The following is a 14,029-nucleotide window of genomic DNA, read 5'->3' as shown; positions in this document are numbered from 1 at the left end:
AGCTGGTATCTATAGTGTTGCGATGTTCCATAAAAATAACCACACCGTCAGGTGTGGTTATTTTTATGGATACCGAGAGAGATTTTACATGCTCAGGCGAAATAAAGTTGCCCTGCGCCAAGGTTTTGGCCTTCGGCCAAAACGTTTGTACGGCGCAAAAGCGCCGCCAGCCAGAAGGCCGGTTGGGTGCACTTTCGGAACCGTTCGCAGGATCTGAAAATATCCAGATTGGAGTCCAATTTCAAAAAGCCTTGAGAACTTTGACTTTCAAGGACTTTTTGTCGCGAATTTTGATTTTTTGGTGTGGGTCAAAATGTGTGTCAACCTTCTGCCCCACACCGTGACCCACACGCGGAAAGGGCTGGAAAGATCTAAACAGTGCCGGGCAGGAAGTTTGTGCTTCCTGCCCGGCTTTTTCTCTCTGTCTTACATGACCTGTTCCATTCCCCGGTGATAGGAGACGGAAACAGGTAGAGACTGTCCGGATGCTTGTTATGCTCCTGGACCAGCGGTTCCACCGCTGTCTGTGGAATAGATACCAAGCGGACGGAGTTTTCCGTCTTGGGGCGGGTGAGCTCCAGGGAGCCATCCGGGTTTCGGATATACTGCTTGCTGACCGAGATGGTCTTACCTTGGATGTCCACGTCATCCCACCGCAGGGTCGCCAGTTCACCTTTTCGCAGGCCGCTGACCAATTCCAGATAGAACATGAGAAGGCGAGCTCGGGCCTTGGCAGCCTCCAGATAGGCGTGCATATCTTCAGCGGGCAGAATCTGCATCTCTATTTTTGGGGGCTTCGGGGCAATACAGTCCTCGGCGGGATTTCTGGGGATGAGCCGCTTCTTGACCGCCAGTTCCAAGGCTGCATGGAGCATCAGACGGACGCTATGAACCGTTGTGGTGCTAAGTCCCTTTACCTGTGTCTTTCTAAGTCTTTCTAACATGTATTCTGCCGTCTTGCAGTAACTCTTTGTAGAGCTTTTGCAGGTGACGGGTGGTCAACTTCTTTAGCTTGATATTACCGGTGCGAGGGATGGTGTAGGCCTCAATAATAAGCTAATACCGATTTGCTGTGGCGGTACGCACATTGGGTTTGGCGTAGAGTTCATACCAGGTGCGGAGCCAGGTCGCCACGGTATACTCGTCCGCCGCATTACTGACGTCTAGACCTTGGCTTTCCGCTATAGCGGTCTTGAGCTTTTCCTTGACTTCTCCTTGAGTTTTACCCAGCACATTCTTAATGATCCGTTTGCCGCTTTTGGGATCGTACCCAGCCGTATACCGGCCCTCCCAGCGGCCATCTTTCCGCTTTCTGATATTGCCCTCTCCGTTAGCTCGTTTCTTTGCCATGTGTGTCGCCTCCTTTGCAGCAATACACAATACCAGCTTTCCCAATGGATAGCCATAGGGAATGAGCAGAGTTATCAGAGCAGTAACAATTACTTTTTGGTGTGCAGTCCTTATTCTTTGATTAGCGATATAATTTTTGATACGCTGCACTAAATCATCTACTGCCCTTGATCGTGGTCATCCGGCTTATGTCCCAGCGCGATCTTTTTTGTTGCTCCCTGGCCAGTGCCTTTTGGTCTCCATGGCCATGCCTAATGGTGGTATCCAGGACAAAGTCATCGGTATCTCCCTCCAGGCTGGACAGCAGGCGGAGCACTTCGGTTGTTATGTCAGCGTTTGCCACATGAGAATGTACACCGGAACTGCCGCCGCTGCCGAACTCATGATGATGAAGGGGATCCATCTCCGGAGCGAGGCAATTGCCTCCTGAGTGTCCTTCTGAAAGGTTGTTATGACTCTGGTAAATTCGCCTCTCTGCCTCCCAGCCTGTCTGGTTGTTTCCTTCATGTCCGAGAGTATGCGTTCCATCGCCCGGTAGGTTTCCTGGTTGAATGCCTGCGTCTGCTCCAGCCACTGCTGGAGCAGTTCTGAGGTGGCCAGCGGCTCCAGGCTCTCCTTCGTGGCCAGAGTGGCCATGGATGCCTAAATCGTTTTCTGGAGGGCCAGGGTATGCTGGAGGACATTCTCCAGCTGCTCCACCGTCTGCACCGGCATGGTATACAGTACATTGGGCTGTTGCTCCGTCAGATTGGGTGATACCGCCCGTTGCTTGAGGGCTGCCAAAGCACCGTTGTGCTGCTTGGCTTGGGCTCGTATTCCAAACTCATGCTCCATGTTCTCCTTTCTGAATTTTAGCTCGTGCAGCTTATCGTCTCTGCACTTCATTCCGGTAGATGTGGTGTAGGTAATGCACTTCCGATTTTCTTCCCAGCGTACCTGGTAGCCGCGCTGGTTCATCTCCTGTATGAACTCCTCCCGGCTGCCAGCTTGCCGCATGACTGCCTCCACGGTGGAGATGAGCTGGAACTTCCAGCTCTCTCCCCGCATGGCCGCCCGGTATTCCCCGGTCCTTAGCCCCTTTGTACGGTGATCCTGCCGGTACGGCTTTAGAGTGGTCAAGCCGTGCTCCATACAGATCTGATCACTAACCTTCCGCATCTCTTCCAGCGTTCTGGGAGTGAAGTGGAGCTTCTTTCCGGTATCCGGATAAACCGAGTTAACCACCAGATGGGAGTGAAGGTGCTGCCGATCCACATGAGTGGCCACCAGGACCTCACAGCCGGGGAAGAATCGCTCCGCCAATTTCAGACCGATCTCATGGGCCTGGGCGGGAGTGAGCTCTTCTTCCGGGGAGAAGGACTGGGTGTACTGGTAGAAGAAGGTGCCTGTGTCTTTTCCGTAGAGGTGTTTAGTGGCCATGAAGCTCTGCATGGCCACATCTGCAACACAGTTGACACCCGTCAGGTAGCGGTTGCCCTCCTCGTCCATAGTTTTCTTTGGCTGGGACACATACTGGATTACCCGCTCCATGCTCCCTGCCGTCTGTTTGCGTTCTTTGATGAAACTACAGGTTGCCATGGTGAATCACCGGGCCTTTCTCTGTCAGTGTGCTGATCGCCTCACAGGCATTGCCCAGAGCTGCGGTAAACTCCTGCAGGTAGGTGGTCTGCACTCGCCCTTGGTGTGCCAGTGTGGTCAGTTGGTTCAGATTCTTACCCCAAGCGCGCAGCTCCGCCAGAATGGGCTTGAGCTCTTCCATTACATAGATAGGCTCATTCAGTGCGGACTTCAGCAGGTACTCCTGTTGGCTCAGGCCGGAGCGTCTGACCCTGGCGTTAATCTGCCTTCTCTCGGTTGGGGTTACCCGGAAGGCCACCACCTGATTTCTGGTTCGTGTTGCCATACTTCCTCACCTCCGCATAAAAATTTGGTATGCTGCCGCTCCTTATCGGGAACGACAACATACCAAACATTTTTGTGGATAGCCATACCAAAAGGTCAGAGTTAAGAGAAAGTTATCAATTACAGGAATCCCGCTCCGCCCTTATATTGTTTTCTGGGGCGCAAGCTTTGCGGCGTGTAAGTGAGGTGCAGCTGCCGGTCAGCGGAAAGTGGGTGCGGGCTTCTGCCCGCAAACATGCGTTTGGCAGCCGCTTGGGGCAAGCCAAATGCTCTGCTTGCCCCACCCATGGGTGGGTAAAACGGCTCCCTCAACCGTGTAAGCCCCGGAGGCGCAGGTGCTCCCTGTACTGCGAGAAGATGTAGTTTTTGAGGTTGTCCCAATTTTTCTTTTGCCCTCGGCTTGTGTTTTCAACAGGCCGACAGCGACCCAAATCCGCTTTGAAAGCCTTGGTTGGGACAGGGGGGTGCTCTGGCCTCAAACAAGGGGTATACAGCAGCTCACAGCGGAGCACACGGGCGCTTTTTGTTTCCAGGTGAAGTTGCTGTTGTTGGCAGCAATCATTCATCGCTGTCTGTATCGACAGGATGGTGTAGAGGTTGTTGCCGTTCTACTTCATACCCCGCCTGTGAATGTAGGCTGTGTTTTCGACTGCGATGAGCAGTTTGCCCACCAATTTTATGATGCGCTTTGTTGACTAACGTTCACGAAGGGCAAGTAGTAATAGCCAGTATGTGTGAATTCAATAGAATTTGGATAGCAAAGAATTTACTTTACGAGAATTCATAAAAATCATTTGGCCTAGGCGAGGTGGAACACAACTGGTTCCATTGACTTCCACTAAGCGGCTGAAGTAAGGGGTGTTTTGCAATTTTTTGCTGTGCAATGGAAATAAATCTTTTTTCAACTGTGGATAAAACCTTTTCTTTTGGGTAAGCAATGGCGTTTTTTTCATAAGCTGCGCCAGTAGAAAGCTGAGCAATCACAGGGACGGCATTGGGGAGAGTATATCGTGTAGAGTATGGAGTTGAAAATGTGATTCCTAGTCCGGATGCTGCCAAACGATAGCAAGCTACGATATTGGGTACATATAGCACATGACTGGGATGAATTCTGTTTTCCTCCATCATCTTTGAAATAGTATAGCCTAATCCGTCTGTGGGGTGAAGGAGGACGAATTCTTGGCCACACAGTTCTTCTGGAGTAACAGTCAGGATGTTATCAAGACTATTGTATGTGATATCCCGCCCTCGTAAAACAGGACTGTTACGCGGAATGAATGCCAAAAGCCTGGCGGAAGAGATGTAGGTGTAGGAGAGATTCTTTGAAGGAGCGGACTGGGTGGTAAAAGCCAGATCAATATTGCCTTTCAACAGGTCGCTTTCAAACAAAGGGGATGTCTGCTGAGAAATACTGATTTTTATACCCGGATATTCTTTCCTAAAAACAGGAAGTATGTGTGGCAGCCATAAAGCGCTTGCGGCGTAATTGGCTCCAATTGACAGATTTCCTCGCTTTACCTCAGAAATTTCCTGCAATTCTTTTCTTAGTGATTCGTCAATACTTAAGACCCGTTTTGCTTCCTCCAAATAGCGCTCCCCGGCGTAGGTAAGCTGAAGAGGAATTACAGAGCGATTGAAGAGTGTAACGCCCAATTCCTTTTCCAAGTTGCTGATAACTCTAGTGAGCGCTGGCTGGGAAATATAAAGCTCCTGCGCGGCTTTGGAAATGCTGCGGAGTGAAGCGACTTTTGCGACATAATGATATTTAGAATAAATCATATAATACCCCTTGCTAAGCAGGAAAATCTGACCAATAGGAAACAGGGCAAACAAAGGAACAGAGATTACAGTTTAGGAAACTATACATAGTGTAGCACAATTTATAAAATAAAACAAAAATTATTGTATAATATGTGAAATTCTACACAATACACAAAGTTTTATAAAAATCTTTCCTATGTCTAAAAGGTATACCTTTTTTGTTATATGTTATATCTGAGAACTGGTATTGGACAGTACGGTGCAAAAGTAGTAGGCTAAAAATGCCCAAAAGATTACATGTATATGGCTTGCCGTTCAAGTGGAGGAACCGGAAGTATAATCGAGACCAATCTTTGAACAAAAATATGGAGGGTGTATAAAATTGAGCAATTCTCACATTCTCTGGCCTAATCATGCAAAATGTGCGGTGCTGCTTACCATCCATGTAGATGGAGAATCTCTATACAATCGTGATCCGGCGCATCCATCTCCGCGGAGGGTCTCCTATGGCCGTTATGGCCCCATGAGGGCGGTGGATCGACTGCTCGAGCTGGCTGATAGGAAGAAGATTCCCTGTTCGTATTTCGTACCAGGTCAGATTGCGGAGCGCTACCCCGATATGTTACGGCGTATTGATGCTTGCGGACATGAAATTGGTTTCCATGGTTACGACCACGAGGAACATATGTATACCGATCGTCCCACGCAAGCGTGGATGGATGTAATCCGGAGGTCTCAGGAGACCTTTGACCGGATTATCGGTAAACAGGCTGTAGGGTTTGTGGCGACTTCCAGCGATTTTCAAATGGATGCACCACAGATTTGGCATGAACAATTAGGATTTCAATATTCCAGTTCGATGCGCGGGGATGACAGGCCCTATCGTATGTGTTTCCAGGGTAAAAAGTCAGATTTTATTGAAATACCTGCTCGTTGGGAATTGGATGACTATCCCGCATTCGTTTACAGCTTTCAACCACCTCAGCCTAAAGGACAGGACAGAATTTCAAGCTACCGCGGTGTATTATCAAACTGGAAGCACGAATTTGAGGGTTACTATGCTGAAGGTGGCTGCATGACGTTCATGCTTCACCCACAGATTATTGGGATTCCGGGCAGAGCGCAGATGTTGGAAGAATTACTGGATGTAATGCTGGCGAAGGGCGATGTCTGGTTTGCGACTGGCATCGAAATTGCAAATTGGTGGAAAACACACTATTAATACAGATACGGTAGGAGGTGATCACGTGAAAAAAGAAATTGTATGGCCGCACGGGCACCAAGCGGCGGCGATGATTTGTATCATGCTGGATGCGGAATTTATCTGGCTTGGAATGGACCCGGAAAAATACGATACACCCAAGCATCGCTCAATGGGCGAATACGGGCCTCGACGTGGTATAAATCGAATTCTGGAGGCACTGGATCGATTTCAGGTAAAAGCCACCTTTTTTGCGCCCGGAATTTTTGCCGAGACCTATCCAGAACAGCTAAAGGAGATTGCGGAGGCAGGGCATGAGATTGCACTGCATGGGTATCGGCATGAGGACTTTGGTGGACTGTCTAAGGAACAGCAACAAAGTGTATTAAACCAGGGAGCAAAAGCGATCGAACAGACGATTGGCAAGATGCCTGTTGGCTTTCGCCTGCCGGAGGGAGGGTGTACGGAAGAGACCCTTACGCTGATTCAACAGGCCGGATTCCTGTATGACAATTCCTTTTTTGACCATGATATTCCATATCGAATTCCTGGGTCAGGGGCATATGCGGATATGATTGAAATCCCCACCAGGTGGGAACTGATTGATTTCCCTTACCTGGCCTGGGGAGATAGCTTCCCGGCGGGAAACGCGCGTATCGCAATTTACGATGATGTTTTGGACAACTGGCTACGGGAGTTGAATGCGGACTACGATATGGGCTACTGCTATGTGCTTTCTCTTACACCGCAAACCATTGGCTCGCCGGGGCGCATGTTTATGGTGAACACAGTGCTGGAGCAGATCAAAAGGAAAAACATCTGGCTCGCAACAGGAGAGGAAATCGCCCGGTATGTAATGTCCTTATAGCAGGGGAGATGGTTTTGTGAAAGCGTGGGTACAAGACTTAATTTTGGGCCTGATTCTTTTGACGTTTAGCATCATCAGCTTTGTCTATGCGTTTATTATGCAAGATACCAAAGCTAGCTACTTTCTAGCACGGGCAGATACTTATGTTCTGCTTTGGGTTGGAATTTTGGCATTGTTATCCCTGCTTTTGATTATCCGCAGCGTCAGAAAGCGTTCTCAGGAGGCGGCAGCAACTATTCTTTCCAAACGGGTATGTGTAACGCTGGGTATCATTGTGCTCTATTTGCTCCTAATGAATTATCTTGGTTTTATGATCAGTTCCGCTTTGTTCCTGTTTGCATTGCTGGCCTTCTTTACAATAGAAGCAAGGGGCGGCACAGTAAAAGGCAAGGTGCTGCGCAAAGAGATCATCATATGGCTCATAATTACTGCTATTACCGTTTTTGTTGTGCAGTATCTTTTCGGCTCTCTGCTGGGAGTACGGCTCCCGGAGGGTTTCTGGGCCTGATCACATGAGAGAGCGCAGCGTAAACGCTGCGGATAGAAAACCACTATATCTGAATGAAAAGGAGAATTACAATGAAGAAGCAACTCTTGGCCCTTAGCTTAGCCGCAGCCCTGTTTCTCAGCGCCGCCGGTTGTTCGAAAACGGCCGAATCCAGCGGTGACGGCAGTTCAGCTGCAGATGGGTACCCTAAAAAGGCTATTACCGTAATTGTGCCCTTCTCCGCTGGCGGGGAACACGACCTGACAGCGCGCACGATTGCCACTCGCTTGCAGGAAATGTTTGGGTGGACAGTAACGATCCAGAATACGACGGGTGATTCAGCGGCTGCTATCGAGTATATGAAGGGCGACTACACCGACGGCTATACGCTCTTTATGCATTCTCCTGAGGTTATGGCAGCTTCCTTGGTCAGCGGTCAGCTAAACGAGCCCTATTATGAGGACTTTATTTATCTGGGGAATTTTGTATATGATCCGCTTTGCATCTGCGTAGCCGCGGATTCACCGTATAACACGATTGAGGACCTGTTTGCTGCTGCGAAGGAGGACAGCAGTATCAACTGGGCCTGTGTGGGCGCGGGAGGAAAAAATGAAATGGATGCCCAGAATCTGTGGGATATTGCTGGGGTTTCTTTTAATTATGTCCCTTACGATGATGCCTCCAAGAGCCGCGCAGCCGTTTTGGGTGGCCATGCGGTGGTCTATCAATCCTATGCCTCCGGTGCAAAATCCAGCGTGGATGCCGGTGAGCTGAAAGTTCTGGCTGTCGGCGCAGATGAACGCCTGGATTTTTGGCCTGATGTCCCCACACTGAAAGAGTGCGGATATGATGTGACGGTTGGTCTGACCCGCTGCTGGGATATTCACCCGGATACGCCTCAGGAGATTGTAGATGTGCTGACGGAAAAGCTGGAGGAGTGTGTTGCAGACCCCGCCACCCAGGAGCAGCTGATTGCTATGGGACAGAGCCCTTCCTGGATGACCAATGAAGAAATGCATGAGTACGGCGAGTACTATTACGGCGTGTACGGCGATATCTATGCCAAACTGAACGGGTAAGCCTCAATGGGGCAGACCTGTAAATACAGGCCTGCCCCATGAAGTGAGAGTACTGACAAATATCCTCAGGAAGGGGGAACACACTTGTCTGCGTTTGAACTTATTCTGCACGGAATGGCGGATGTGGTCACAAATCCGCTTACCCTACTGTATCTCCTGGCAGGCACATTCGGCGGCATTATTTTTGGCGCGATTCCCGGCCTGACTGGAGCACTAGGCGTTTCTCTCATGCTTCCCTTTACCTTTTCCATGCCGCCCACTCAGGGCATCGCGATGCTGATCGGCATCTATGTAGGCGGTGTTTCCGGCGGCTTGATTGCCTCTATCATGCTGAATATTCCGGGTAATGCCGCTGCAATTGTTACTTGCTTTGATGGCGCGCCTATGGCGAGAAACGGTCACCCATATCGTGCTTTGAGCTATGGAGCAACGGCCAGCCTGATCGGCGGCATTTTCAGCGGTATTGTTATGATTCTGGTGGCGACAAAGCTGGCGCGATTTGGCTTGATGTTTGGTTCCTGGGAGTATTTTGCATTAGGAATCATGGGCCTGGCCGTAGTGGTATCTCTCTGCAGCGAGGATATGATCAAGGGCTTGATCAGCGCAATTCTGGGCATGATTCTGGCAATGGTGGGGCTGGATAAGCTGTCTTTTGTAGAGCGGTTTACCTTCGGGTATTGGCGCCTAAGTTCCGGCTTTACCGAAATGACTGTGCTGATGGGCTTGTTTGCCCTAGGTGAAATCTTGGTACAGTTAAAAAATCTGGGTCAGCCTATGCATGAGGTTCAAAGTGATGAGCGCCGCACGGTGATTCCTCAGAAAGGTTCCTTTAAAGGCCTGTGGAGGACGATCAGCATTTCCTCTATCATTGGGACGCTGATCGGTATTTTGCCTGGCGTAGGGCAGAGTACCGCTGCGTTGGTGGCGTACAACCAGGCTAAAAATTCCTCCAAGACACCGGAGAAGTTTGGAACAGGCTGTGCAGAGGGCATTGTGGCGCCAGAATCCGCAAATAATGCGGTGTGCGGCGGTGCGCTGATTCCCATGATGACACTGGGAATCCCGGGAGATACCATTACTGCAATGCTGATGAGCGGCCTGATTGTGCACGGACTGGCTCCCGGCGCCATGCTTTTTGACCACAATCCTGAAGTGGTAGGTACCATTTACTTTGCCTATATTTTGGCCTGTGTGGCAATGTATGTGCTCTATATTATCTTTATCCGCCACTTTATCAAAATCCTCTCCACACCAATGAACTATATGTTCCCTGTAATCCTGCTCATGTGTTTGATTGGAGCGCTCACGGCAAACAACCGAATATTCGATATTTGGGTGTTTTGTGTTATGGGCGTGCTGGGGTATATTTTTAACCGAGTAGGAATTCCTCTGGCGCCTCTAACGCTGGGCTATGTGCTGGGCCCAACGGTGGAGTTAAATTTCCGTACAGCCATTGTGGCCTTCCAGGGGGATGTAACGTCGCTGTTTACCAGACCTATTGCAATAGTGCTGCTGATAGTGGCGGCGATCATGCTGTTGTGGCCCACACTGAAGGCAAAGATAAGTCGGAAAAGAGGATAGGCATATGGCGGAAGAGACATTCAAGTGTATTTCCATCAACTCGGCAGACCCATACACCAGAGGCATACAATACGGGGAACAGGCAAAAGAGCTGATCTACCGGGGAATTGAAGGCTATCAGCGGCATTTTTCCAAAACACTGCAGATGGACTGGAACTCTATCACGACCAAAAGCAGCCTGTATCTAGATCTGCTAGAGCGGGACTTCTTGGATGAACTGGAGGAAGCCAGAGGAATTGCCGATGGAAGCGGTACCAAATTAGAGGAAATATTGGCACTAAACTGCCGTTATGAAATCCTGAAACATAAAGCACAGGAATGTACCACAGGGGTAGTTTTGCCTGCCGCATCTGCAGATGGGCAATCGACCTATCTGATGCAGAACTGGGACTACCGCCCCTGGGTTGAACGGCATGCAGTAGTTGTCTCTATTGACAACGGTGCAGGACTGCATATCGTCGGGGTGACAGAGGCGGGACAGTTGGTGCGAAATGGGATGAACAATTTTGGCATTGGCTTGTGTGCCAATAACCTTACCTCCGTTTTTGATACAGGTGAAGTAGGCGCCCCCGTTACCTTTGTTCGTCGGAAAGCACTGAACAGCCGCTCTTTTGAAGAAGTATGTGAAAACGTACGAAACAACAAAAGAGGGGTGTCCTGCAACTTTATGCTGGCTAGTGCCGAGGGAGTAGGTGTGGATCTGGAGGCCACTCCGGGCGGGGTCTTTAAGGTGTTTCCAGAAAACAATATCGTAACCCATGCAAACCATATGGTGGCCGGGCATGCGTTTTGCACCAACCAGGGCACAAAGTTTCGGGATGAGGTGCTGCGCAGACGGTTGGAGAAATGCAGCGGACAACTGGACATTTACCGGATTCAACAGTGTCTGAAAGATCATGAGACATTTCCTGGCGCTCCTGATACATATCCGGAAGGTAACTGTATTGAAGCGGTCTGCAGTCATGTGCCCCATGGGGATTATGATGAAGATAAGGTGTGGAAGACGATATCCTCGTCGGTTTACGACTTAAATGGGAAAACTGCCTACATCTGTAAAGGCTGCCCGTGCGAAGGGACCTACATCTCGTATAAAGTATAGCGTTTAAAAGTGAGGGGAAGAAAGATGACAGGACGTGCCGGCTTTGAAAAGCCGCAGGACTGTGTTGTAGTGGTTTCGCTGAGAGATACTGGTGGGATTGCACTCCAATTGCATAGCAAACAGGAGAGTATGTTTGGTAACGCTATCCGGGCATGTGCCCAGGCATGTCTGGAAGAACTCGGGGTAAAGAACGCGGCTGTAGAAATCCAAGACTTCGGTAGCCTGGATTTTGTGATCCGGGCCAGACTGAAAACGGCTGTGGACCGGGCAAGGAGGGCAAACCATGAATAGGATGCGCACGATGCTGTTCTGCCCGGCCAGTCAGCCGAAAATGTTTCTCAATGCACCGGTGTTCCACCCCGACGCCATTCTCTTTGATCTGGAGGATGCGGTGGCGTTTGCAGAAAAGGACAGCGCCCGGGATCTGCTCTGTTCCGCCATGGAACAGCTGGATTTTGGAAAAAGTCTTGTATTTGCCCGAATTAACGCCTTAAAGACCCCGTTTGGCGAGGCGGATGTGCGGGCTGTAGTACCGGCGGGTGTGCGTAATCTGCGCCTTGCCATGTGCGAATCGCCGGAGGATGTGCGGTGTCTGGCGCAGCTCCTGGATGAAGTGGAGGAGGAGCACCAGATCCCCCACGGCAGCGTAAAGATCCAATGCTCCATCGAAACCGCCAAAGGCGTTCTGAACGCCAGGGAAACTGTAAAGGCCAGCCCTCGGGTGATTTCTCTCTCCTTCGGTGCAGAGGATTATACCCGTTCCATGGGGACCAGCCGCAGCAAATCCGCACAGGAGCTTCAGTTCGCCCGCATGTATCTGCCCGTCGTAGCTGCGGAGGCCGGGATCAGCGCCATCGACACCGTCTGGAGCGATCTGGAGGACGAAGCCGGATTTGAGGCGGAGGTCAACAACGCCAAGGCACTTGGCTTCAGCGGGAAATCCTGCATCCATCCCAGTCAGCTGGCCGTGGTCCACCGCATTTATACCCCCAGCGAAGCAGAGGTGGCTCACGCGCGGCGCGTGATCGAAGCCATGCGCGCAGCGGAGCAAGCAGGCGTCGGTGTCTTTACGGTAGACGGGAAAATGGTGGATGCTCCCGTGGTTGCCAAGGCACAGCGCGTACTGCTGCAAATCGGTGAGGAGGTGTCGTAACATGGAATTTGTTCCTAACCGGATCAAGCGCCGTATCCCAACCGAGGTAGAAGGCATCGGCAAGCTGCGTCCTTATATGGAGCCGGGCAAGCGGCGCAACAAATACATTTCGGAGCAGATCCCTGTTTCCACCGGAAAGCTGGCGCCCAGCCTGCGTGCCGCCATTGAGAAGGTGGGCTTAAAGGACGGGATGACGATCTCCTTCCACCACCACCTGCGCAACGGAGACCTGGTTCTCCCTCTGGTCATGGCAGAGATCGCAGCGATGGGATTCCGGGACCTTACGGTATGCGCATCCTCCCTCAGCAAATCCCACAGCTGTCTGATTGACTACATCAAATCAGGCGTGGTGACCGGGATCGAGACCAGCGGCATGCGCGGGGAATTGGCGGAGGCCATTTCCAGGGAATGCATCCTTCCCAAACCTGTCGTGTTCAAGACCCACGGCGGCCGGGCCCGCTCCATTGAATCCGGCGAGCGGAAAATCGATGTGGCGTTTATCGGCGCGTCCTGCTGCGACAACATGGGAAATATGAACGGCTGTCTGGGCAAATCGGCCTTTGGATCCATGGGCTACGCCAAAGTGGACGCCCGTTTTGCCCGGAAAGTCGTCGCCATTACCGACAACCTGGTTCCCTATCCCGCCAACCCCATCAGTATTCCTCAGACCATGGTCGACTGCGTCGTCCAGGTAGAGCAGATCGGCGACCCGCAGCTGATCAGCCAGGGTGCCACCCGCAAGACCAAGAATCCCATCGAGCTGGCCATTGCGGAGTACGCCAGTCAGGTCATCATCGCCACGGGTCTTGTGCGAAACGGCTTCTCCTATCAGGCCGGCAGCGGCGGCATCTCCCTGGCCGTGGCCCGGTATCTGAAAGACTACATGAAGGAGCACGGCATCAAAGGCTCCTTCGCTTCCGGCGGCATTACCTCCACAATGACAGAAATGCTGGAGGAAGGCTACTTTGACGCGCTCCTGGATGTGCAGACATTTGATGCCGACGCAGTGGCCTCCATCCGCGACAATCCCAGACACATTGAGATGGATGCGGAGATGTACGCCGATCCCCAGGCCAAGGGCAATGTAACCAACTCCCTGGACGTGATGATCCTCTCGGCCACCGAGGTGGATACGAATTTCAATGTAAACGTCCTCACAGCTTCCGACGGAGTGATCATGGGAGCTCTGGGCGGACACCCCGATACGGCGGCCGGCGCCAATCTGGCCATTGTGGTGGCGCCCCTCATCCGGAAGCGGGTTCCTATCGTCGTAGACCGCGTCGTCACCATCTCCACGCCGGGTGAAAGCGTGGATGTCGTCGTAACAGAACGGGGCATCGCGGTCAATCCCCAGAATCCGAAGCTGAAACAGCGGCTGATCGAGCAGGGATTGCCTGTGTACGAAATAGAAGAGCTGAGAGACATGGCCTACAACCTGACGGGGAAACCTGAAACACCTCACTATGGCGACAAGGTGGTCGGGCTGGTGGAATACCGGGACGGTACCATTCTGGACGTCATTCGCAACGTCTTATAAAGGAAAAAATG

16 protein-coding genes are annotated in these 14,029 nt (G+C 51.2%); 9 read left to right on the top strand and 7 right to left on the bottom strand.

All coding sequences use genetic code 11. The features are described 5' to 3' along the window. Positions 1 to 371 precede the first annotated feature (371 nt). From E0E41_RS18885 to E0E41_RS06625, 7 genes are all read right to left on the bottom strand, one after another. A complete protein-coding gene (locus E0E41_RS18885) occupies positions 372 to 944 on the bottom strand; it encodes a site-specific integrase (RefSeq protein ID WP_242623715.1) in 573 nt (190 codons plus the stop codon). Next, positions 928 to 1,017, bottom strand: a complete 90-nt coding sequence (locus tag E0E41_RS18880; protein WP_242623825.1) for a hypothetical protein — start codon at positions 1,015 to 1,017, stop codon at positions 928 to 930. Before E0E41_RS18880 ends, E0E41_RS18885 begins: the two co-directional genes overlap by 17 nt. Before the next feature lie 39 nt (positions 1,018 to 1,056). Next, on the bottom strand, positions 1,057 to 1,350 hold the full coding sequence (locus E0E41_RS18875) for a hypothetical protein (protein WP_242623714.1): 294 nt from the start codon (positions 1,348 to 1,350) through the stop codon (positions 1,057 to 1,059). A 324-nt stretch (positions 1,351 to 1,674) separates the two neighbouring features. Continuing rightward, positions 1,675 to 1,986 carry a hypothetical protein gene (locus E0E41_RS06640; protein WP_130869271.1) on the bottom strand — a complete coding sequence of 104 codons (312 nt, stop codon included), beginning with the start codon at positions 1,984 to 1,986 and terminating at the stop codon, positions 1,675 to 1,677. Positions 1,987 to 1,992: 6 nt separating this feature from the next. Next, positions 1,993 to 2,880, bottom strand: a complete 888-nt coding sequence (locus tag E0E41_RS06635) for a relaxase/mobilization nuclease domain-containing protein (RefSeq protein WP_165450519.1) — start codon at positions 2,878 to 2,880, stop codon at positions 1,993 to 1,995. A gap of 34 nt (positions 2,881 to 2,914) precedes the next feature. Then, positions 2,915 to 3,253, bottom strand: a complete 339-nt coding sequence (locus E0E41_RS06630) for a plasmid mobilization protein (RefSeq protein WP_130869269.1) — start codon at positions 3,251 to 3,253, stop codon at positions 2,915 to 2,917. A 770-nt stretch (positions 3,254 to 4,023) separates the two neighbouring features. Next, complete coding sequence (locus E0E41_RS06625) at positions 4,024 to 5,031, bottom strand: LysR family transcriptional regulator (RefSeq protein ID WP_130869268.1); 1,008 nt, start codon at positions 5,029 to 5,031, stop codon at positions 4,024 to 4,026. A gap of 364 nt (positions 5,032 to 5,395) precedes the next feature. Between E0E41_RS06625 and E0E41_RS06620 the strand changes: the two genes are divergently transcribed. From E0E41_RS06620 to citF, 9 genes are all read left to right on the top strand, one after another. Beyond that, the gene (locus E0E41_RS06620) at positions 5,396 to 6,235 is read left to right on the top strand and encodes a polysaccharide deacetylase family protein (RefSeq protein WP_207303203.1); all 840 of its coding nucleotides are present in this window, start codon (positions 5,396 to 5,398) and stop codon (positions 6,233 to 6,235) included. A 25-nt stretch (positions 6,236 to 6,260) separates the two neighbouring features. Then, positions 6,261 to 7,082 carry a polysaccharide deacetylase family protein gene (locus E0E41_RS06615; RefSeq protein ID WP_165450518.1) on the top strand — a complete coding sequence of 274 codons (822 nt, stop codon included), beginning with the start codon at positions 6,261 to 6,263 and terminating at the stop codon, positions 7,080 to 7,082. 16 nt (positions 7,083 to 7,098) lie between these two features. Further along, a complete protein-coding gene (locus E0E41_RS06610) occupies positions 7,099 to 7,590 on the top strand; it encodes a tripartite tricarboxylate transporter TctB family protein (protein WP_130869265.1) in 492 nt (163 codons plus the stop codon). A gap of 71 nt (positions 7,591 to 7,661) precedes the next feature. Beyond that, the gene (locus E0E41_RS06605) at positions 7,662 to 8,648 is read left to right on the top strand and encodes a tripartite tricarboxylate transporter substrate binding protein (RefSeq protein WP_165450517.1); all 987 of its coding nucleotides are present in this window, start codon (positions 7,662 to 7,664) and stop codon (positions 8,646 to 8,648) included. An 84-nt stretch (positions 8,649 to 8,732) separates the two neighbouring features. Continuing rightward, on the top strand, positions 8,733 to 10,229 hold the full coding sequence (locus tag E0E41_RS06600; protein WP_130869263.1) for a tripartite tricarboxylate transporter permease: 1,497 nt from the start codon (positions 8,733 to 8,735) through the stop codon (positions 10,227 to 10,229). 4 nt (positions 10,230 to 10,233) lie between these two features. Further along, positions 10,234 to 11,328 (top strand): C45 family autoproteolytic acyltransferase/hydolase, encoded by a 1,095-nt coding sequence (locus E0E41_RS06595; protein ID WP_044943751.1) that lies wholly within the window; start codon positions 10,234 to 10,236, stop codon positions 11,326 to 11,328. Between the two features lie 24 nt (positions 11,329 to 11,352). Continuing rightward, positions 11,353 to 11,619 carry a citrate lyase acyl carrier protein gene (gene citD, locus E0E41_RS19245; RefSeq protein ID WP_130869262.1) on the top strand — a complete coding sequence of 89 codons (267 nt, stop codon included), beginning with the start codon at positions 11,353 to 11,355 and terminating at the stop codon, positions 11,617 to 11,619. After that, positions 11,612 to 12,481, top strand: a complete 870-nt coding sequence (locus tag E0E41_RS06585; protein WP_130869261.1) for an HpcH/HpaI aldolase/citrate lyase family protein — start codon at positions 11,612 to 11,614, stop codon at positions 12,479 to 12,481. The genes citD and E0E41_RS06585 overlap by 8 nt, the downstream gene beginning before the upstream one ends. Position 12,482: 1 nt before the next feature. Beyond that, entirely contained in the window at positions 12,483 to 14,018 is a 1,536-nt protein-coding gene (citF, locus tag E0E41_RS06580) for a citrate lyase subunit alpha (RefSeq protein WP_130869260.1), read from the top strand. Positions 14,019 to 14,029: the final 11 nt, after the last annotated feature.

The organism is Intestinimonas massiliensis (ex Afouda et al. 2020) (genome assembly GCF_900626285.1).
Lineage (GTDB): Bacteria > Bacillota > Clostridia > Oscillospirales > Oscillospiraceae > Flavonifractor > Flavonifractor massiliensis_A.
This window is presented reverse-complemented; position numbering and strand designations above follow the sequence as displayed.